Source organism: Arthrobacter sp. Y3224198 (assembly GCF_059090025.1).
On sequence record NZ_JBNHFG010000010.1, the window covers coordinates 42,220 to 60,098 of the forward strand.

The window sequence follows — 17,879 nt, forward strand, 5'->3', positions numbered from 1 at the left end:
AACTTCCGTGCTCGATGTTCTTTTTATTACCGGCTTCGCGGCCCTGTTTGCTGCGTTTGTCCTGATGGCAGGGGCGGTGGAGAAGCTGTGACGTTCTTCGACATCCTGGCCCTCTGCCTCGGCGCTGCGGCTGCCGTTTATCTGCTGGCAGCCCTTGTCAGACCGGAGCGGTTCTGATGGGCGCTTGGTTTGAGGCCGTGCAGGTCCTCACGCTGGTGGTGCTTCTGGTCCTGGCCTACCGGCCGCTGGGTGACTTCATGGCCCGCCTGTACACCTCCGAAAAGCACCTGCGGGTGGAACGCGGTTTTTACCGGCTCGTCGGGGTGGATGCCGGGGCGGGCCAGTCCTGGCAGAACTATCTGCGCGGGGTGCTGGTGTTCTCAGCTGCCGGCATGGCGCTGCTGTACGTGCTCCAGCGCATCCAACCGATACTGCCCGGCTCGCTTGGGCTGCCCGCCGTGCCGGAGGCACTGGCGTTCAACACCGCTGCGTCCTTCCTGGCCAACACCAACTGGCAGTCATATTCGCCGGAAGTGACCATGGGCTACGCCGTGCAGATGCTTGGCCTGGCCGTGCAGAACTTCCTCTCCGCCGCCGTCGGGCTGGCCGTGGCGGTTGCCCTGGTGCGCGGACTGGCGGGCCGGCACCTGGATACCATCGGCAATTTCTGGGTGGACCTCACCCGCGGGCTGCTGCGCCTGCTGCTGCCGGGGGCTGTCCTGGCCGCACTGGTGCTGATGATCGGGGGAGTGATCCAGAACTTCAACGGGTTCTCCACGGTCACCACCCTGGTTGGCGGCGAGCAGGTGATTCCCGGCGGGCCGGTGGCTTCGCAGGAAGCCATCAAGCTGCTGGGCACCAACGGAGGCGGGTTCTTCAATGCCAACTCCGCGCATCCCTTCGAGAACCCCACCGGGTGGACCAACCTGGTGGAAGTCTTCCTGATGCTTGCCATCCCGTTCAGCCTGCCCCGCACGTTCGGGACCATGGTGGGCGACCGCCGGCAGGGATACGCCATCCTTGCCGCCATGGCCGCCATCTTCGCCGTCTCGCTGACCGCCATGACCGCGTTCGAGTTCAACGCTGCCGGGTCGGTCGCAGGGTCCATGGAAGGAAAGGAGCAAAGGTTCGGCATTGCCGGGTCCACGCTCTTCGGATCCACCAGCACCCTGACGTCCACCGGTGCCGTGAACTCCATGCACGACAGCTACAGTGCCTTCGGCGGCATGATGGCCATGCTGAACATGATGCTGGGCGAGGTGGCTCCCGGCGGCGTCGGCTCCGGCCTGTACGGCATGCTGGTCCTGGCCGTCATCACCTGCTTTGTGGCCGGCCTGCTCGTCGGACGCACCCCGGAATACCTAGGCAAGAAAATCGGTCCGCGGGAAATCAAGCTGGCCAGCCTGTACATCCTGACCATGCCAACCCTGGTCCTGGCGGGGACGGCGCTGAGCTTCGCCATCCCGGCCGTCCGCGCCGACATTGAGGGAACCTCCATCCTCAACACGGGGCTGCACGGCTTCAGCGAAGTGCTGTATGCCTTCACCTCCGCGGCCAACAACAACGGCTCCGCGTTTGCCGGCCTCACCGCCAACACCCCGTGGCTGAACACGGCCCTGGGCGTGGCCATGCTCGTGGGAAGGTTCCTGCCCATGGTGTTTGTGCTCGCCCTGGCCGGTTCGTTCGCACAGCAGGGCAAGGTGCCCGTCTCGGCCGGAACCCTGCCGACGCACCGGCTCCAATCCGTCACGCTCCTGTGCGGCGTCACGGTGATCGTTACCGCACTGACCTTCTTTCCCGTACTCGCGCTGGGACCCCTGGCGGAAGGACTGCTCTGACCATGTCCACACTTACCAAACCTTCGACACCCGACCTCTCCGAACCGGCAGCTCCGGGGCGCGGCATCACGGCCGGTTCGCTGGCCGCCGCCCTGCCCGGAGCCTTCCGGAAACTCGATCCCCGGGTGATGGTCCGGACCCCCGTGATGTTCATCGTGGAGGTCGGCGCGGCGCTGATTACACTGATCGCCGTCGCCGAGCCCTTCACGGGCGGTCCGCTCAACTCCGGCGGAACCCCGGTGCCGGCCGCCTTCGCCTGGCTGATTGCGGCGTGGCTGTGGGCCACCGTGCTGTTTGCCAACCTGGCCGAATCCGTAGCCGAAGGCCGCGGCAAGGCCCAGGCCGCCACGCTGCGGGCCAGCCGGGCCACCACTGCAGCTTTCCGGGTCACCGGCTACGACGCCGAACGGGACCGGGCGGCGCTGTCCGCGCAGGTTGAGGAAGTGGCATCGGCAGACCTTGCCCTCGGCGACGTGGTGGTGGTGGAAGCCGGCAATGTCATCCCCGGCGACGGCGATGTGATCGACGGGATCGCCTCGGTGGATGAATCCGCCATCACGGGCGAATCGGCGCCGGTCATCCGCGAATCCGGCGGGGACCGGTCAGCGGTCACCGGCGGTACCCGTGTGCTCTCGGACCGTATTGTGGTCCGGATTACCAGCCGGCCCGGAGAGACCTTCGTGGACCGGATGATCCGCCTGGTGGAAGGTGCCGCCCGGCAGAAAACGCCCAATGAAATAGCACTGGACATCCTGCTGGCCACCCTGTCCCTGGTGTTCATCGTGGTGGTGCTGACGCTGAACCCGCTGGCGGCCTATTCCAACGCCGCAGTGAGCATCCCGGTCCTGGTAGCCCTGCTGGTGTGCCTGATCCCCACCACCATCGGCGCCCTGCTTTCGGCCATTGGCATTGCCGGCATGGACCGGCTGGTACAGCGCAACGTGCTGGCCATGTCCGGCCGCGCCGTGGAGGCTGCCGGCGACGTGACCACCCTGCTGCTGGATAAGACCGGCACCATCACCTACGGCAACCGGCAGGCGGCCGGATTCATCCCCATCAACGGAGCCCAGGCCTCCGACCTGATTGACGCCGCCGTGCTGTCCTCCTTCGGTGATCCAACGCCGGAGGGCAAGTCGATTGTGGAGCTGGCCGCCCGGGAAGGCTGCCGGCCCGAGCCGCCGGCCGGCTCCATCAGTGTGCCCTTCACCGCCCAGACGCGGATGAGCGGCATGGACTTCCCCGACGGCGCGCAGATCCGCAAGGGGGCGGCGTCCGCCATCCTGGACTGGACCGCCACATCCGGCGGGATCGACGTCGACGTGCTGATCGCCGTGGAGGACCAGGTGAAGCGGATTTCCACCGGCGGCGGCACCCCGCTGCTGGTGGCGGTCCGGGACGCCGACGGCGGCACCCGGGTCCTCGGCGTCGTCCACCTCAAGGACGTGGTCAAGGACGGGTTGAAGGAGCGCTTCGCCCAACTGCGCGCGATGGGCATCCGCACCGTGATGATCACCGGCGACAACCCGCACACGGCTAAGGCCATAGCGGCGGAAGCGGGTGTGGATGACTTCCTGGCCGAAGCCACGCCGGAGGACAAGATGGCCCTGATCCGCCGGGAACAGGAGGGCGGGCACCTGGTGGCGATGACGGGCGACGGCACCAATGACGCTCCCGCGCTGGCCCAGGCCGACGTCGGGGTGGCCATGAACACCGGAACCTCGGCGGCCAAGGAAGCCGGGAACATGGTGGACCTGGACTCCGATCCCACCAAGCTGATCGACATTGTGGGCATCGGCAAGCAGCTGCTCATTACCCGCGGGGCGCTGACCACATTCTCGATTGCCAACGACATTGCCAAGTATTTCGCGATCATCCCGGCCATGTTTGTGGGAGTGTTCCCCGGACTGGCCGCGCTGAACGTGATGCAGCTGCATTCGCCGGCCTCGGCCATCCTGTCCGCGGTAATCTTCAACGCCCTGGTGATTGTGGCGCTGATTCCGCTGGCGCTGCGCGGCGTGAAGTACCGGGCCGCCGGATCCTCCGCCGTCCTGACCCGCAACCTGCTGATCTACGGCGTGGGCGGGGTGGTGGCGCCGTTTATCGGCATCAAGCTCATTGACCTGCTGGTCAGCCTGCTGCCCGGTTTCTGAGCGGCCCCGGTCCCATGATCACCATCCATCACTGTTTGAGGAGTTCTGAATGAATCCCGTCCGCAGCAGCATGCGCCAGCTCGGCACCGCCGTGCGTGCCCTGGCCGTGCTCACCCTTGTCCTGGGCCTGGCCTACCCGTTCGCCCTGGCGGCCGCAGGTGCCGTGGCCCTTCCCGGCCGCAGCAACGGCTCGCCGGTGGAGGCCGGCGGCGAGGTTGCCGGGTCCCGCCTCATTGGGCAGTCCTTCACGGACGCCGACGGCGCGGCCCTGCCCGAATGGTTCCAGTCCCGACCGTCTGCGGCGGGGGACGGGTACGACGGCGGTTCCTCCGGCGGCTCCAACCTGGGCCCGCTGAGCGAGGACCTGGCCGACGCCGTCGCCGAACGCCGTGCCGCGGTGGCCGCGCTGGAAGGGGCGGCTCCCGGGGATGTTCCCGCGGATGCCGTTACCGCCTCCGGGTCCGGACTGGATCCGCATATCAGCCCCGAATACGCGCAGCTGCAGGTGCCGCGGGTGGCGCAGGCGCGGGGGCTGGCGGAGGAGGAGGTGCGGGACCTGGTCGGCCGGGCCACCGAGTCCACAGGGTTCCGGCCCGCAGTGAACGTGTTGCTTTTGAACATTTCACTGGCGGAGCTGGACACTTAGTCCATGACGCGGGGACAACTGAGGGTATTTCTGGGGGCGGCGCCCGGCGTGGGCAAGACCTACGCGATGCTCGAGGAGGGGCGCCGCCTCCGCGGGGAGGGCCGCGACGTGGTGGTCGGACTGGTGGAAACCCACGGGCGGGCCGGCACCGCGGCGATGGCCGAGGGGCTGGAAACCGTACCGCGGATCAGCATGCCGCACCGCGGCCTGATGCTGCAGGAAATGGACCTCGGCGCCCTGTTGGAGCGCCGGCCGGAGTACGCGCTGGTGGATGAACTGGCGCACACCAACGCCCCGGGGCTGCGGCACCAGAAGCGCTGGCAGGACGTTCGGGCACTGCTCGAGGCCGGGATCAACGTCCTGTCCACGGTGAACATCCAGCACATCGATTCCCTTAATGACGTCATTGAACAGATCACCGGGACCCTGCAGGCGGAAACCGTGCCGGATGAGGTGCTGCGCGGCGCGGACCAGGTGGAGCTGGTGGACCTGGCGCCGCAGTCCCTGCGCGGGCGGCTGGCGGAAGGGTGCATTTACCCGTCCGAGCGGGTGGATGCCGCGCTGTCCAACTACTTCCGGCTTGGCAACCTCACGGCACTGCGCGAACTGGCCCTGCTGTGGCTGGCCGACGAGGTGGATTCCGCCCTGAACCGGTACCGCGCCGAGCAGGGCATCAGCCGCAAATGGGAGGCCAGGGAACGGGTGGTGGTTGCCCTGACCGGCGGGCCCGAGGGGCACACCCTGCTGCGCCGCGGTGCCCGGATTGCCGCCCGGTCCGCCGGCGGGAAGCTGCTGGCAGTGCATGTGTCCGGAAACGACGGACTGCGCGGACCGAATCCGGGGGAGCTGGCCGCCCAGCGGGCCCTGGTCGAGAAACTGGGCGGCAGCTTCCACCAAGTGGTGGGCAACGACATTCCGCAGGCCTTGGTGGACTTCGCCCGCGGCGTCAATGCCACCCAGCTGGTGATCGGTGTCAGCCGCCGGCCCCGGCTGGCGGCCCTGCTGTCCGGGCCCGGAATCGGCGCCACCGTGATCCGTGAGTCCGGGGACATTGACGTGCACATTGTGTCGCACTCGGCCGCGGCCCGGACCCTGGTGCTGCCGCAGTTCGGCAGTGCCCTCTCGGTGCGGCGGCGCGCGCTGGGGTTCGCCTTTGCCCTGGTGGGCGGTCCGCTGCTGACGGCGGCCCTCGTGGCGGCCCGAAGCAGCGAAACCATCACCGGGGATGTGCTGAGCTACCAGCTGCTGGTGATCCTGGTGGCGCTGGTCGGCGGCATCTGGCCGGCCCTGTTTGCGGCGCTGCTCTCGGGACTGACCCTGGACTACTTTTTCATCTCACCGCTGTACACCGTCACGGTGGCCACGCCGTCGCACATCCTGGCGCTGGCACTGTACGTGGTCAACGCCCTGCTGGTCAGCTACGTGGTGGATGCGGCAGCACGGCGTGCCCGTACTGCCCGCCGCTCGGCATCCGAGTCGGAGCTGCTGGCTTCCGTCGCCGGCAGCGTGCTGCGCGGCGAGGATGCCCTGGCCGCCCTCGTCGGCCGGACCCGCGAGGCGTTCAACCTCGGCGCAGCGCGGCTGCGGGCCGACGGCGGCACCCTGTACAGCGACGGCGACTGGCCGGCCGGGGCGGTAGGCGAGTCGCCGGCATTCACCCGTCTGCAGCTGGGGGAGCGCGGCTTCCTGGAGTTGTGGGGCCGCGAGCTGGCGGCCTCGGACCGGCGGTTGCTGGCGGTGATCACCGCCCAGCTGGAAGCCGCCCTTGAACACCGCGAGCTGACGGAAACGGCACGGGGTCTCGGGTCCCTGGCCGAAGCGGACAAGGTGCGTACCGCGTTGCTGGCCGCCGTGGGGCATGACCTGCGCCGTCCGCTGACGGCCGCCACCGCGGCCGTCACGGGGCTGCGGGCCACCGATGTGCAATGGTCCGAACAGGACCGCAGCGAACTGCTGGCCACCGCGGAGGAATCCCTGGCCTCGCTCTCGTCCCTGGTAACGAGCCTGCTGGATGTCAGCCGGCTCCAGGCGGGAGTAGTGGGGGTCGCGTTGGAGCCGCTGGATGTGGCCGATGCAGTGCTCCCCGCACTGGAGGAGCTGGAGCTGGGGCCGGCCGAAGTGGAGTTGGAGATTCCCTCCGTCCAGCGCACCGTGATGGCTGACCCGGTGCTGCTGCAGCGGGTCCTGGTCAATCTGCTGGCCAACGCGGTGCGGTTCAGCCCCGCCGGCAGCCGGGCGGTGCTGGCGGTGAGCGAATTTGCCGGCCGGGTGGAGGTCCGGGTCATAGACTCAGGCCCCGGAGTGCCCGAACAACGGCGGGGCGAGATCTTCGTCCCGTTCCAGCGGCTGGGGGATACGGATAATGCAACCGGGCTGGGCCTTGGCCTGGCGCTGGCCAAGGGATTTACGGAAGGCATGGGCGGAACACTGGAAACCGAAGACACACCCGGCGGCGGACTGACCATGGTCCTCTCGCTGCCGGCAGCGGCCCGAAGCTCGGTGCCGGATACGGCGGCGGTGGCGGGATGAGGATCCTGATTGCGGACGACGACGTCCAGATCCTCCGTGCCCTGCGCATCACCCTGGGCGCCTACGGCTATGACGTGGTCACCGCCGAAAGCGGCAGCACGGCCATCCGCAAGGCAGTGGACACCCACCCCGATCTCCTGGTCCTGGACCTGGGCATGCCGGGACTGAGCGGCATGGATGTCATCGAAGCGGTGCGGGGCTGGAGCAGCGTGCCCATCCTGGTGGTTTCAGGCCGGGCGGACCCGGCGGACAAGGTGCGGGCCTTGGACCTGGGGGCGGACGACTACGTCACCAAGCCCTTCTCCACCGAGGAGTTGCTGGCACGGATCCGTGCCCTGTCCCGGCGGTCGCCGGCGGCCGCCGGACCCAGTGAGATCAGCTTCGGTGCCGTCCGCGTGGACCTGGCTGCACGCCGCATCGCCCGGACCGATGACGGAACGGACATCCGGCTGACACCCACCGAATGGCGTTTCCTCTCCGAGCTGCTGGCCCATCCCGGAATGCTCGTCACGCAGCAGACGCTGCTGAACAATGTCTGGGGGCCGGGTACCACGGACGCCGGCTATCTTCGCCTGTACATCGGGCAGCTGCGCCGCAAGCTGGAAACCGATCCGGCCAGTCCTGCCCATCTGCTGACCGAACACGGGATGGGCTACCGGTTTGTGCCCTGATGCTTAAACCGCAATGCATCCGCCCTCTTTGAGGAACGGATGCATTGCGGGTCAGCCGGCGGTGCCGGCCGTGCGTTGGGCCCGGGAGCCTTATGCGCGGTAGAACACGGGGCCGGAGCCGACGTTCACGGACTGGACAACGGTCTGGTTGCCGTTCCAACCGCTGTGGATGGCTTCGCCGTTGCCGACGTAGATGGCAATGTGGGCCAGGCCCATGCCGCCGTCGGCGTAGTAGACCATGTCGCCGGGCTCCGGAGTGGAGACCTGGGTGCCGTAGGCAGCCAGCTGGGCCGGAGCGAGATCGCCGACAGAGTGGCCGGCGGCGCGCAGTGCCTGCTCCACCAGGACGGTGCAGTCCTGGGCTGCGCCCAGCTGGGCGTAAGCCGAGGCCAGCATGATGGCATTGGTGCCGCCCACGGCGGCAGCGGGAGCCGGGGTCACCGAGGTGGCCTGGGTGCTGATGACGCCGGTGTTGGCTGCGGCAGCCGGAGCGGCGTAGCTTTCGGTGGCGTAGGAAACAGCGGTGTAGTCGATGGCGGCCGGAGCAGCTTCGCCGGAGACGGTGATGACGTCACCGGGGTAGATGACCGAGGCCAGGGACAGTCCGTTCAGCGCCAGGACGCTGTCCAGGCCGACGCCGTAGGCAGCGGCAATCTGGCCCAGGGTGTCGCCGGACTGGACTGTGTGGGTGGACGCAGCAGCTGCGGGTGCAGCAACGGGAGCCACAGCCGCCGGGGCGGCAGCAGGGGCAGGAGCCGGAGCAGCGGTCTGGGCGGGGGTGTAGTTGTCGTTGGCAACTACACCGGCGGAGGCCGGGCCGGCCATGCCGAGCATCAGGCCGGAACCGGCAGCTACAACGGCGGCGGTGCTGCCGATGGTGCGGCCGCGGCCTGCGGCGGTCTGTGAGATGGTGGACCAAACGCCGGTGGTCTCGGCGCGGTGACGTGCACGGGTCTTGTTGAATGACATGTGTATATAACCTCTCCCGATACCTGCGAGGTGAGCTGTCGGATGCGGATGGGAGTCACCCGGCCACCGGACTGAATCCGGATGGCTTAACCCCAAGGATTCGTGGAACCCGTAATTGGTTCCCCCGCCCCTGCCGTGGTGTTGCGTTCTGTGGACCCCGGACCAGCGGCAGAGCTAGGTAACAAGCCCGGGGCGCCGCATCAAGGAAAGCGGCATGCCCACTACGCTACAAGATGGTTACGGTTGGATAACCATTCTGTGATCGGGTTCTCTTCGGCGTGTGAGTGGCGCCGCAATGTGCTAACAACATCGGTTGATTCCAGCCCCCTTGATGCCCATCAGTCCCACCTTTAACCCGTCCTGGCCCGGCATTTGCTCCTTGCCGCGCCGCCGCCTGCGCGAGCCTGTGATACTGCCGTGACTGCTGGTGCTGGACTGTCTCGACTGACTGCGCTGCGCAAATGTGGCCTTCGTCCCACTTCCCCCGCACTGTCCGATGTCCGCTTTGTCCGGGCGTAAGGTAGTTAGGCTGCCTTTCAATCTGGCGGCGGATTCCTCGGGGGTCAATACGGAGACAGGAGAAAGAATGGCTGGCAGCGGTCAGAAATTATGGACCAAGGGATTTGTGCTGGCGATAGTCACTAATCTTTTCCTTTCAATGGTGTTCTACCTGTTGATGACCACAATGGCGCTTTATGCCGTCGAGCGGTTCAACGCGTCGGACAGTGCCGGCGGGTTTGCCTCCGGTTCCTTTGTGATCGGTGCCCTGGTGGCCCGCGTCTTTGCCGGGAAGTTCCTGGATTTCGTAGGCCGGCGGCGGCTGCTGATCATCAGCCTTGCAGTGTTTGTGGTGGCCGCCGTGCTGTACATCCCGGCCGGAAACCTGGCCCTCCTGCTGACCGTGCGGATAGTCCACGGAGCTGCTTTCGGCGCGGCCAGCACCAGCCTTTCCGCCTCCGTTATGGGGCTGATCCCGGTTAACCGGCGCGGCGAAGGCACCGGCTATTTCGGTATCTCGACCACCCTCGCCACGGCCGCCGGCCCGTTCCTTGCCGTGCTGCTGGTGGACTCGGTGAGCTACCGCGCCCTGTTCCTGGTCACCGCCGGCTGCGCCGCCGTCGCGCTCCTCCTGTCCCTCGTGCTGCGCCTGCCCGAGCGGACACCGACACCCGAAGAGCAGCAGAACAAATGGCGGATGCACCTGACGGACATCATTGACCCGAGTGCGCTGCCGATTGCCTCGGTGATGTTCATTGCCGGAGCCGCCTATGCCGGCATCCTGTCCTTCCTGAATTCCTACGCCCAGTCCGAAGACCTCGTGCTCGGAGCCAGCTTCTTCTTTATGGTCTACGCCGTGGTCGTCCTGGTCTCCCGGCTCTTTGTGGGCCGCATTCAGGACCGGCACGGAGACAACGCCGTGGTCTACCCGACTCTGGTGTCCTTCGCGGCGGGCCTTGCCCTGCTGGCCTACGCCCCCAATGACACGGTGCTGGCCCTGGCCGGGGTGTTCGTGGGCTTCGGGTTCGGCGCCCTGATGCCCTGTGCGCAGGCCATTGCCGTGACCATGGCACCGCCCCACCGGATCGGCCTGGCAACCTCCACCTTCTTCATCCTGATGGACGCGGGCGTGGGCCTGGGCCCGCTGCTGCTCGGCATGCTCCTGCCGGCAGCCGGATTCCACGGCATGTACTGGGTGTTGGCCGCCGTGCTGCTGGCATCCACCGTGCTGTACTACTTTGTCCACGGACGCAAGCAGATCCGGCCCGGCACCCCCGTGGATCCGAAGCTGGGCGTTCCGGCCGCCTGAGCCGGGGGCGGGTTGCTCCAATCCCTCCCGGGCAGCAGGTAACCTCGTGGATCACAGGTCTCCACTAAAGAGGGGAAGCACCATGGCACGTGAGGAAACCACCCTGACCGTTCCCGGCCCGCATGGGGACCGCCAGGTCCGCATCTCGAGCCCCGGAAGGGTGCTCTGGCCAAAACCGGGCATCACGAAACTGGATCTGGCCCGCTACCTCTCAGAGGTGGGCCAGGCCTTCATCCACGCCAACGGCGGCCGTCCGGTCTCATTGGAACGGTTTCCCGAGGGCATCGACGGAGAGGTCTTCTTCTCGAAAAACCCGCCGCGCGGCATGCCGGACTGGATGCGCGGCGTCACGGTGAAGTACCCCAGTGCCCGCTCCCACCCGCAAGTGGTGCTGGATGAACCGGCCGCCGCCGTCTGGGCCGTACAGATGAACACCCTGGTATTCCATCCCTGGCCCTCGCGGGCGGACAACACGGACAACCCTGACCAGTTGCGCATCGACCTGGATCCGCAGCCGGGAACCGGGTTTGCCGACGCCGTGCGGCCGGCCCGCGAACTGCGCTCCATCCTCGCGGAGGCCGGACTGGAGGCGTTCATCAAGACTTCAGGCAACCGCGGCATCCACCTGTTCGCTCCCATCCGCCCCGAACATGAGTTCCTGGACGTGCGCCATGCCGTCATAGCCGCCGCACGTGAGGTGGAGCGCCGGATGCCGGAACAGGTGACCACCGCGTGGTGGAAGGAAGAGCGCGGCTCCCGCGTTTTCGTCGACTTCAACCAGGCCAACCGGGACCGGACCATGGCGGGGGCCTACAGCCCCCGGGCACTGCCGGATGCACCCGTTTCCACCCCGGTCACCTGGGAGGAACTGGACAAGGTGCAGCCGGCCGACTTCACGATTGCCACCGTCCCCGAGCGGCTGCGCACCGTGGGCGATCCGTGGGCGGACATGTACCGGAATCCCGGCAGCATCGACGTCCTGCTGGGCTGGTGGGAGCGGGACCTCTCCAACGGCCTGGGGGAGCTGCCTTTCCCCCCGGACTACCCCAAGATGCCGGGGGAACCGCCCCGCGTCCAGCCCAGCCGTGCCCGGCGGAAGGACTAGGACACCGGAGCCTTGAGCCGGCCGTCCTGCATGGTGGCCACGGCGTCGGTCAGCGGCACGAAGTCCGTATCGTGGGTGACCATCAGCGTGCCGAGGTTGAATTCCCGGGTCACGTCCACAAGCAGGCGGACAATTTGCCCGGAACGCCCGTGGTCCAGGGCCGCAGTCGGCTCATCCACCAGCAGCAGCGAGGGATCGCCCATCAGGGCGCGGGCAATGTTGACGCGCTGGCGCTGCCCGCCGGAGAGCTGGTGCGGGCGTTTGCCGGCGGCGTCCTGCAGTCCCACGAGTTCCAGGAGTCCGCGTGCACGGACTTCGGATTGCTTGGTCCTGCCCCGCATCCGGTCCGTAATCACCAGTTGTTCCACGGCTGTGAGCGACGGGAGCAGATTCGGCTGCTGGAAGACGATCCCCAGGTTGGTGCGCCGGAGGGCGGTGCAGCCGGCGTCGTCCAGGTCATTGGTCCGTATCCCGGCTACCCTCACGGTTCCCGACCCCGGACGGATCAGCGTGGCCGCGACAGCCAGCAGGGAGGACTTCCCGGAACCCGAGGGGCCGGTCAGGGAGACAATGCGCCCGCGCGGGATAGCCACACTGACATTGTCGAGCGCTTTCAAGGTGCCGGCGCCGTCCGGGTACTCCAGCGTGACGCCGTCCAGCTCCAGCGCGCAGCCCGCAGCGGGGCGATTGCCGGACGGGGTGGTGTCGGTCAGGTTGTGCATATGGTGTTCCTTCCGTGGATCCGGTGTTCGGAGAATGGCCTAGTTGCCGCCGAGGGCGGCCAGGGGATCGACCTTGATGACCCGGCGGACTGCGGCGGCAGCGCCGGCCAGGCCCAGCAGGATGATGCCCAGGACCGGAAATACAGCCGTGGCAGCCGACAGGACGAACGGGGCTGCCTGGCCCGCCGCCCAGCCGGCCAGCACGGCAAGTACGCCGCCGACGGCGGCCCCGGCCGCCACGATGATGCCCGCCTGCGCAAGGGCGTCACGCAACAGGTAGCCGGAACTGGATCCCAATGCCTTCAGGACGGCAATGTCGCGGGTGCGCTGAATGGTCCACACCGCCAGGAAAGCCACGATGACCAGGGCAGAGATCCCGTAGAGGAATGCCTGCATCAGGAGCAGGGAGCCGTTTTCCGAGGTGTATGCGCCCAGCCCGCTGAAGGAGCTGCGGACGCCGGCCGACACGGTGCCGGCAGCGTCATCGGCACGGCCTGCGGCGTCATCGGATACGGAGGCGGCGATCACGGTGGCGACGGGTACCTGGCCGGGACCGGCGTCAGCGGTGTGGGCGGCCTGCTGCCAGGTTGCCAGGGAGGTCCAGACCACGGGGGTGTGGCTGTAGAAGGTCTCCTCGACCACGGCCGCGACCTTCAGGGACCGGCCGGCCAGAGAGGCAGTATCGCCGGCGGAAACCCCCAGCGACTCTGCCGTTTCGGTGCCGATAAGGATCTGGCCGTCGGGCACCGGTTGCGGTGGCAGGGCGCTGCCCGGTTCGACGCCGAACACGGCAGCATTCGCACTCGCGCTGCCCATGATCCGGGTTTGAGTGATCCCGACGGCTTCGGCCTTATCGACCCCGGGTGTCTCCCGCCAGTTGGAGAGCTGCTCCTGCGTCACGGTGGATTCGGTGTAGGAAACCTTTGCATCGGTGCCGGGAGGAGCGCCAAAGGCAATCGTGGTGATGCCGGCCTCGGAAAACCCCTTGATGGCCGCGGTGTTCTGGTTTCCCAGTCCCGCAGTCAGGCCGGACAAAAGGACCAGCAGCAGGGTAATAAGGGCGACAACAGTGCCCATCAGGGCAAACCGTCCTTTGGCGAAACGGATGTCACGAAGTGCCAGATACACGGACAGCTTCCTTTCGGTCGGACCGCCGCAGCGGGTCGGATCTGCTTACCCTTCAACCCTCCGGCAGTGCCGCAGGGAATCCATCGGATGCCCGGATGGTCCCGACGGGCCGTGCGGTTGGTGCGGCGGTCAACCGTTTGGTGGATGCTGCAGCGGCAGGACCGACCTAGGCTGGAAAGATGAGTGCGCCGGATGCAGACCAGGTGGGTTTCGAGGGCACCGGCACGGCCGCGGGTGACACGGTGCTGCGGGTCCTCCGGGTGTGCCTGCACGTTGCCTTCGCCGGCCTGCTGGGCCTGGCCGTGGTGCAGCTGGCCTTTGACCGTCCCGGATTACCGCGCTTCTTCACGGCCTGCACGGTCGCTTCCGCGCTGGCGGTGATCTATCTGGTGGGAACGGTGGCGGAGCAACGCTCCGCCCGGATCGGGACCGGTGCAGAGCTGGAACGCTACGGCCCGTACTGGCTGGCGGCCGTCACGCTGTTGTGGCTGGGGCTGATGTTCCTGAGCGCGGACTTTTCCTGGCTGGCATTTCCGCTGTTCTTCCTTGACCTTCATTTGCTGCGGACACGGCCGGCGCTGGCGGCGGTTGCCGCCATGACCGCTGCCGTGGTCCTGGCGCAATGGGCACACAGCGGCCGCTTCAGCCTGGCCGGTTTGCTTGGCCCGGTACTGGGGGCGCTTTTTGCCGTGGTGATGGGGTTCGCCTATGCGGCGCTGCACGAGGAGAGTGTCAACCAGCGGCGCGCCCTCGCGGAACTGCGCCGCACACGCGGCGAGCTCGCTGCGGCCCAGCACAATGCAGGTGTCCTGGCAGAACGGGAACGGCTGGCCCGCGAAATCCACGACACCCTGGCGCAGGGATTCTCCAGCATTGTGCTTATGTCCCGTGCAGCCGCTGCCGCGCTGGATACAGGGCAGGATTCCCTGGCGCGGGAGCGGATCGAGGCGGTCAGGGAGACGGCATCCGGCGGGCTGGCCGAGGCACGGCGGTTTGTCCGCGGACTGGCGGTGCGTGAAGGCTCGGCGGGGTCGCTGGTGGCCGGGCTGGAACGTCTTTGTGCCGATGTCTCCCGGCAGGGAGGTTCCGGCGGGGACCGGTTGGAATGCACCCTCCGGGTGGACGGGGAGCCCGCCGGACTGGACGCCGTCCGGGAGACGGCACTCCTTCGCGCGGCGCAGGCTTCCCTGGCCAACGTACTCTCGCATTCGGGTGCCCGGCACGCGGTCCTGACGTTGAACTTTTCCCCGGACGCGGTGACGTTGGATGTCTTTGATGACGGAGCGGGGTTTGACCCTTCGGCCCTGCCGGAAGCACCGCGTCCGGACGGAAGCGGCTTCGGCCTGTTGTCCCTGCGCCGGCGGGCCGCGGAGCTGGGCGGAACCCTGACGGTTGAGTCGTTACCGGGAGAAGGGACTGCTGTTGCCCTCCGGCTGCCGCTTTCCGGGACGGGCACACCGGATGCTCCTGCGGAGCAGGAGGCCGGCGCGTGAACGGCGGGACTGTCCGCGTGCTGCTCGTTGATGACCACCCGGTGGTACGTGCCGGGCTGCGGGCCATGCTCGAGGGCTTTAAGGGCGTCGAAGTGGTTGCGGAGGCGCAGGACGGGGGAACCGCCGTGGCTGAAGTCCGCAAACAGGCTGCCCTGGGAACGCCGCTGGACCTGGTCCTGATGGATCTGCAGATGGGCCCGGGAATGGACGGGGTCGCGGCGACCCGCAGTATCGCGGACGGCCACGGCCCACCGGTGCTGATCCTGACCACGTACGATACGGATGCGGACATCCTGGCGGCTATCGACGCCGGCGCGGCCGGCTATATGCTCAAGGACGCCCACCCGGAGGAGATCCGGCAGGCTGTGGCAGCCGCCGCTGACGGGCGGACCGCCCTGGCCCCGCAGGTGGCCGCCCGGCTGATGGGGCGGCTGCGGAGCCCGGCCCCGGTGCTCAGCGGCCGGGAGCTCGAACTGCTCGAACTGCTGGCTACCGGCCTCGGGAACCGGGCGATTGCCCGGAAACTGTTCATTTCAGAGGCCACGGTCAAAACCCATCTGGTGCACATCTACGAAAAGCTTGGTGTGGACAACCGGACGGCGGCCATTGCCGAGGCGCAGCGGCGGAGGATCCTGCGGACCTAGGCCTTCTGCACCGTGATGGACCATTCGGCCGGGCCGGTCTTGGCGAAGTCCGTCACCGGATAACCGCTTTCCGCAGCCCAGCGGGGGATGGCGTCCGTCGCCTGCGTGCAGTCGAAGTGGATGACGAGTTCATCTCCGGCCGTCATGGTCGTCATGGCCTCCTTGGCCTCGACGAGGGGGAAGGGGCAGACTGATCCGTTGGTTTCAAGAGTGATGCGGGCCATTGGGAGGCTCCTTTTCGCGGTATGAGGGTCGATGTGGGGGGGCGGTACTACACGCCGGCAGGGACGCGGGCGGGCTGGGGGGACTTCCGGCGGTTGGTGATGGTCAGTCTGGCGGCCAGTCCGGTACCCAGCACCATAAAGGCCAGGGCGGTCCAGCCCTGGAAGCTGAACTGTGCCGTCTGGACCATGGCGTTGCCGATGGTGCAGCCGCCGGCCAGTGCCGCGCCGATCCCCATCAGGGCACCGCCGCCCAGGCTCTTGACGGCGGTGGCGGCGTCGGGCATGCGGACGCGGAACTCGCCGCTGCCCTTGGCAGCGATGTAGGACCCCAGCAGGATCCCGATCATCAGGAACACGCCCCAGTCCACCAGCTCCGGATCACCGGTGACCAGATAGCCCACCAGCTTGGACGAGGGGGTGGTGATGCCCAGTCCGTCCTCCCTTCCGGTGGCCCAGCTCAAGGGCCAGGCCGCAATGGCGATCAGGCCGATGACTACGGCAGTGGCAAAGGCGTTCCAGGGTTTTTCGAACAGCAGGTGCGCCAGCCCGGTCTTTGCTGCCGGCAGCGCGGCGAGGGGAAGCCGGGGCTTGTTCAGGTGGTGCCGGACGGCCAGCCCGACGCCGGCCACCAGCAAGGCGACAAACAGCCACGGGGAGACGCCCAGGACGGAATGGAAATTGCTCTGCTCCACCGTTACGGAGCGCATGGCCGTGTTGAAGCCCGCCAACGGTCCGGTCTTCATGACAGCTGCGAAAAGTGCGTACGCAATAAGCGCCAGCCAGCTGCCCACCAGTCCCTCTCCGGCCCGGTAGTACGTACCGGTGGCGCAGCCGCCGGCCAGCACAATGGCGAAGCCGAAAACGAAGCCGCCGACGACGGTGGCCAGCCAGGGGAACGGGGAGGCAGCGAGGGTGATGACCCCGGCGGCGTCGAGGGCAAAAACGCCCACGCTCTGCACCGCCACCACCACCAGAAAGGCGGTCAGCCATCGGGTGTTGCGGGTGACCCAGACATCCCGGAACGCCCCGGTGACGCAGAACCGCCCCCGTTGCATAACAAAACCGAGGGCCAGCCCGACGAACAGGCCTGAAATAAGCATTGCAACTGCTCCTAGCAAAGGGTGTCCTGCGGCGCTTACCCGCCGCAGTCCATCCACGCTAGGTTCTGCCTGACGCCGGGCCAAGGAATGTGGCCCGCGATGACCGCGGGTTAAGCCCGATGACGTGCGGCTGGACGCAAGGCGGCGGAAGAATCGACCAAACCCGGGCCGCGCAGGATCAGCCCGGTTCCGCCGTCGGTCCTGCGATGTCAGAGTGGTGCAATGCCAACCATCTCGGTGGTGATCCCCTCCCGGAACGACGCCGCGATGCTGGCGGTCTGCCTCCATGCGCTCTCGCGGCAGACACGGATGCCGGATGAGGTCCTGGTGGTGGACAACGCCAGTACGGATCAAACCGCGGAGGTGTGCCGGGCTGCCGGCGTCCGGCGGATCGTCGAGCCGGACGTGGGGGTGGCCGCGGCAACCTTCCGGGGGTTCGACGAAGCACAGGGGGAGTGGTTCGCCCGGCTCGACGCCGACTCGGTGCCGCCGCCGGATTGGCTGGCCCGGCTGGAGGCAGCCCTGCTGGATGCCGGCGAGGACACCGCGGTCACCGGGCCGGGCGATTTCTACGGGTCGGTGCCGCTGATCCGGTGGATCGCGGAAAACCTCTACATAGGCGGGTACAGGTGGTCCATGCGGCTGCTGATGGGGCATCCGCCGCTTTTCGGCTCCAATTTCGGCTTCCACCGCAGCATGTGGGAGCGGGTGCGGGACCGGGTGCACCGCTCCGCGCCGCCCGTCCATGACGATTTGGACCTGGCTTACCAGCTGAAGCCGGGAATGAACGTCCGCTGGGACAGGACCTTGCGGGTGGGCGTCTCCTCCCGCCCGCTGCGCACGTGGGGAGACC

15 protein-coding genes, 1 pseudogene and 1 riboswitch are annotated in these 17,879 nt (G+C 67.6%); of the genes and pseudogenes, 11 read left to right on the forward strand and 5 right to left on the reverse strand.

Annotation, left to right across the window (positions count from 1 at the left end):
- Positions 1-87: 87 nt before the first annotated feature.
- The 6 genes from AC5RUF_RS07675 to AC5RUF_RS07700 are packed head-to-tail and all read left to right on the forward strand — an operon-like array spanning position 88 to position 7,834.
- Positions 88-177: a potassium-transporting ATPase subunit F gene (locus AC5RUF_RS07675; protein WP_493996546.1), complete on the forward strand. Its 90-nt coding sequence runs from the start codon at positions 88-90 to the stop codon at positions 175-177.
- Positions 177-1,838 (forward strand): potassium-transporting ATPase subunit KdpA, encoded by a 1,662-nt coding sequence (kdpA, locus tag AC5RUF_RS07680; protein ID WP_493996547.1) that lies wholly within the window; start codon positions 177-179, stop codon positions 1,836-1,838. Before AC5RUF_RS07675 ends, kdpA begins: the two co-directional genes overlap by 1 nt.
- 2 nt (positions 1,839-1,840) lie before the next feature.
- The gene (gene kdpB / locus AC5RUF_RS07685; RefSeq protein ID WP_494130183.1) at positions 1,841-3,988 is read left to right on the forward strand and encodes a potassium-transporting ATPase subunit KdpB; all 2,148 of its coding nucleotides are present in this window, start codon (positions 1,841-1,843) and stop codon (positions 3,986-3,988) included.
- A gap of 49 nt (positions 3,989-4,037) precedes the next feature.
- Positions 4,038-4,634 (forward strand): K(+)-transporting ATPase subunit C, encoded by a 597-nt coding sequence (gene kdpC / locus AC5RUF_RS07690; RefSeq protein ID WP_494130184.1) that lies wholly within the window; start codon positions 4,038-4,040, stop codon positions 4,632-4,634.
- Positions 4,635-4,637: 3 nt separating this feature from the next.
- A complete protein-coding gene (locus AC5RUF_RS07695; protein ID WP_494130185.1) occupies positions 4,638-7,163 on the forward strand; it encodes a DUF4118 domain-containing protein in 2,526 nt (841 codons plus the stop codon).
- Positions 7,160-7,834, forward strand: a complete 675-nt coding sequence (locus AC5RUF_RS07700) for a response regulator (protein ID WP_494130186.1) — start codon at positions 7,160-7,162, stop codon at positions 7,832-7,834. The genes AC5RUF_RS07695 and AC5RUF_RS07700 overlap by 4 nt, the downstream gene beginning before the upstream one ends.
- A gap of 90 nt (positions 7,835-7,924) precedes the next feature.
- On the opposite strand, the gene AC5RUF_RS07705 is transcribed toward AC5RUF_RS07700, so the two are convergent.
- On the reverse strand, positions 7,925-8,803 hold the full coding sequence (locus tag AC5RUF_RS07705) for a LysM peptidoglycan-binding domain-containing protein (RefSeq protein WP_494130187.1): 879 nt from the start codon (positions 8,801-8,803) through the stop codon (positions 7,925-7,927).
- A 6-nt stretch (positions 8,804-8,809) separates the two neighbouring features.
- Positions 8,810-8,959: riboswitch (cyclic di-AMP (ydaO/yuaA leader) on the reverse strand.
- Between the two features lie 430 nt (positions 8,960-9,389).
- Between AC5RUF_RS07705 and AC5RUF_RS07710 the strand changes: the two genes are divergently transcribed.
- Together AC5RUF_RS07710 and ligD are read left to right on the forward strand one after the other, a co-directional pair.
- Positions 9,390-10,610 (forward strand): MFS transporter, encoded by a 1,221-nt coding sequence (locus AC5RUF_RS07710; RefSeq protein WP_493996679.1) that lies wholly within the window; start codon positions 9,390-9,392, stop codon positions 10,608-10,610.
- Between the two features lie 82 nt (positions 10,611-10,692).
- Positions 10,693-11,715: a non-homologous end-joining DNA ligase gene (gene ligD, locus AC5RUF_RS07715; protein WP_494130188.1), complete on the forward strand. Its 1,023-nt coding sequence runs from the start codon at positions 10,693-10,695 to the stop codon at positions 11,713-11,715.
- Here the strand turns inward: ligD and AC5RUF_RS07720 are convergent.
- Positions 11,712-12,437 (reverse strand): ABC transporter ATP-binding protein, encoded by a 726-nt coding sequence (locus AC5RUF_RS07720; protein WP_494130189.1) that lies wholly within the window; start codon positions 12,435-12,437, stop codon positions 11,712-11,714. The two genes, ligD and AC5RUF_RS07720, sit on opposite strands and share 4 nt — an antisense overlap.
- A 39-nt stretch (positions 12,438-12,476) precedes the next feature.
- A complete protein-coding gene (locus tag AC5RUF_RS07725) occupies positions 12,477-13,565 on the reverse strand; it encodes an FtsX-like permease family protein (RefSeq protein WP_494130190.1) in 1,089 nt (362 codons plus the stop codon).
- 179 nt (positions 13,566-13,744) lie between these two features.
- Between AC5RUF_RS07725 and AC5RUF_RS07730 the strand changes: the two genes are divergently transcribed.
- Both AC5RUF_RS07730 and AC5RUF_RS07735 read left to right on the forward strand, forming a co-directional pair.
- Positions 13,745-15,058, forward strand: coding sequence for a sensor histidine kinase (locus tag AC5RUF_RS07730; protein WP_493996683.1), 1,314 nt, complete (start codon positions 13,745-13,747; stop codon positions 15,056-15,058).
- The gene (locus AC5RUF_RS07735) at positions 15,055-15,702 is read left to right on the forward strand and encodes a response regulator (RefSeq protein ID WP_494130191.1); all 648 of its coding nucleotides are present in this window, start codon (positions 15,055-15,057) and stop codon (positions 15,700-15,702) included. Before AC5RUF_RS07730 ends, AC5RUF_RS07735 begins: the two co-directional genes overlap by 4 nt.
- On the opposite strand, the gene AC5RUF_RS07740 is transcribed toward AC5RUF_RS07735, so the two are convergent.
- Together AC5RUF_RS07740 and AC5RUF_RS07745 are read right to left on the reverse strand one after the other, a co-directional pair.
- A complete protein-coding gene (locus tag AC5RUF_RS07740) occupies positions 15,699-15,926 on the reverse strand; it encodes a sulfurtransferase TusA family protein (RefSeq protein WP_493998387.1) in 228 nt (75 codons plus the stop codon). The two genes, AC5RUF_RS07735 and AC5RUF_RS07740, sit on opposite strands and share 4 nt — an antisense overlap.
- Positions 15,927-15,973: 47 nt before the next feature.
- Positions 15,974-17,026, reverse strand: coding sequence for a YeeE/YedE family protein (locus tag AC5RUF_RS07745; protein WP_494130192.1), 1,053 nt, complete (start codon positions 17,024-17,026; stop codon positions 15,974-15,976).
- Positions 17,027-17,248: 222 nt separating this feature from the next.
- Here AC5RUF_RS07745 and AC5RUF_RS07750 point away from each other — a divergent pair.
- Positions 17,249-17,788: pseudogene (locus tag AC5RUF_RS07750) on the forward strand (glycosyltransferase family 2 protein); the annotation flags it as partial.
- Between the last annotated feature and the right edge of the window lie 91 nt (positions 17,789-17,879).

What these genes read in the sequence shown, in the direction of transcription:
- kdpA (WP_493996547.1), top strand. Translation starts at nt 177, where the DNA reads ATGGGCGCTTGGTTTGAGGCCGTGCAGGTCCTCACGCTGGTGGTGCTT.
- kdpB (WP_494130183.1), top strand. Translation starts at nt 1,841, where the DNA reads ATGTCCACACTTACCAAACCTTCGACACCCGACCTCTCCGAACCGGCA.
- kdpC (WP_494130184.1), top strand. Translation starts at nt 4,038, where the DNA reads ATGAATCCCGTCCGCAGCAGCATGCGCCAGCTCGGCACCGCCGTGCGT.
- AC5RUF_RS07695 (WP_494130185.1), top strand. Translation starts at nt 4,638, where the DNA reads ATGACGCGGGGACAACTGAGGGTATTTCTGGGGGCGGCGCCCGGCGTG.
- AC5RUF_RS07700 (WP_494130186.1), top strand. Translation starts at nt 7,160, where the DNA reads ATGAGGATCCTGATTGCGGACGACGACGTCCAGATCCTCCGTGCCCTG.
- AC5RUF_RS07705 (WP_494130187.1), bottom strand. Translation starts at nt 8,803, where the DNA reads ATGTCATTCAACAAGACCCGTGCACGTCACCGCGCCGAGACCACCGGC.
- AC5RUF_RS07710 (WP_493996679.1), top strand. Translation starts at nt 9,390, where the DNA reads ATGGCTGGCAGCGGTCAGAAATTATGGACCAAGGGATTTGTGCTGGCG.
- ligD (WP_494130188.1), top strand. Translation starts at nt 10,693, where the DNA reads ATGGCACGTGAGGAAACCACCCTGACCGTTCCCGGCCCGCATGGGGAC.
- AC5RUF_RS07720 (WP_494130189.1), bottom strand. Translation starts at nt 12,437, where the DNA reads ATGCACAACCTGACCGACACCACCCCGTCCGGCAATCGCCCCGCTGCG.
- AC5RUF_RS07730 (WP_493996683.1), top strand. Translation starts at nt 13,745, where the DNA reads ATGAGTGCGCCGGATGCAGACCAGGTGGGTTTCGAGGGCACCGGCACG.
- AC5RUF_RS07740 (WP_493998387.1), bottom strand. Translation starts at nt 15,926, where the DNA reads ATGGCCCGCATCACTCTTGAAACCAACGGATCAGTCTGCCCCTTCCCC.
- AC5RUF_RS07745 (WP_494130192.1), bottom strand. Translation starts at nt 17,026, where the DNA reads ATGCTTATTTCAGGCCTGTTCGTCGGGCTGGCCCTCGGTTTTGTTATG.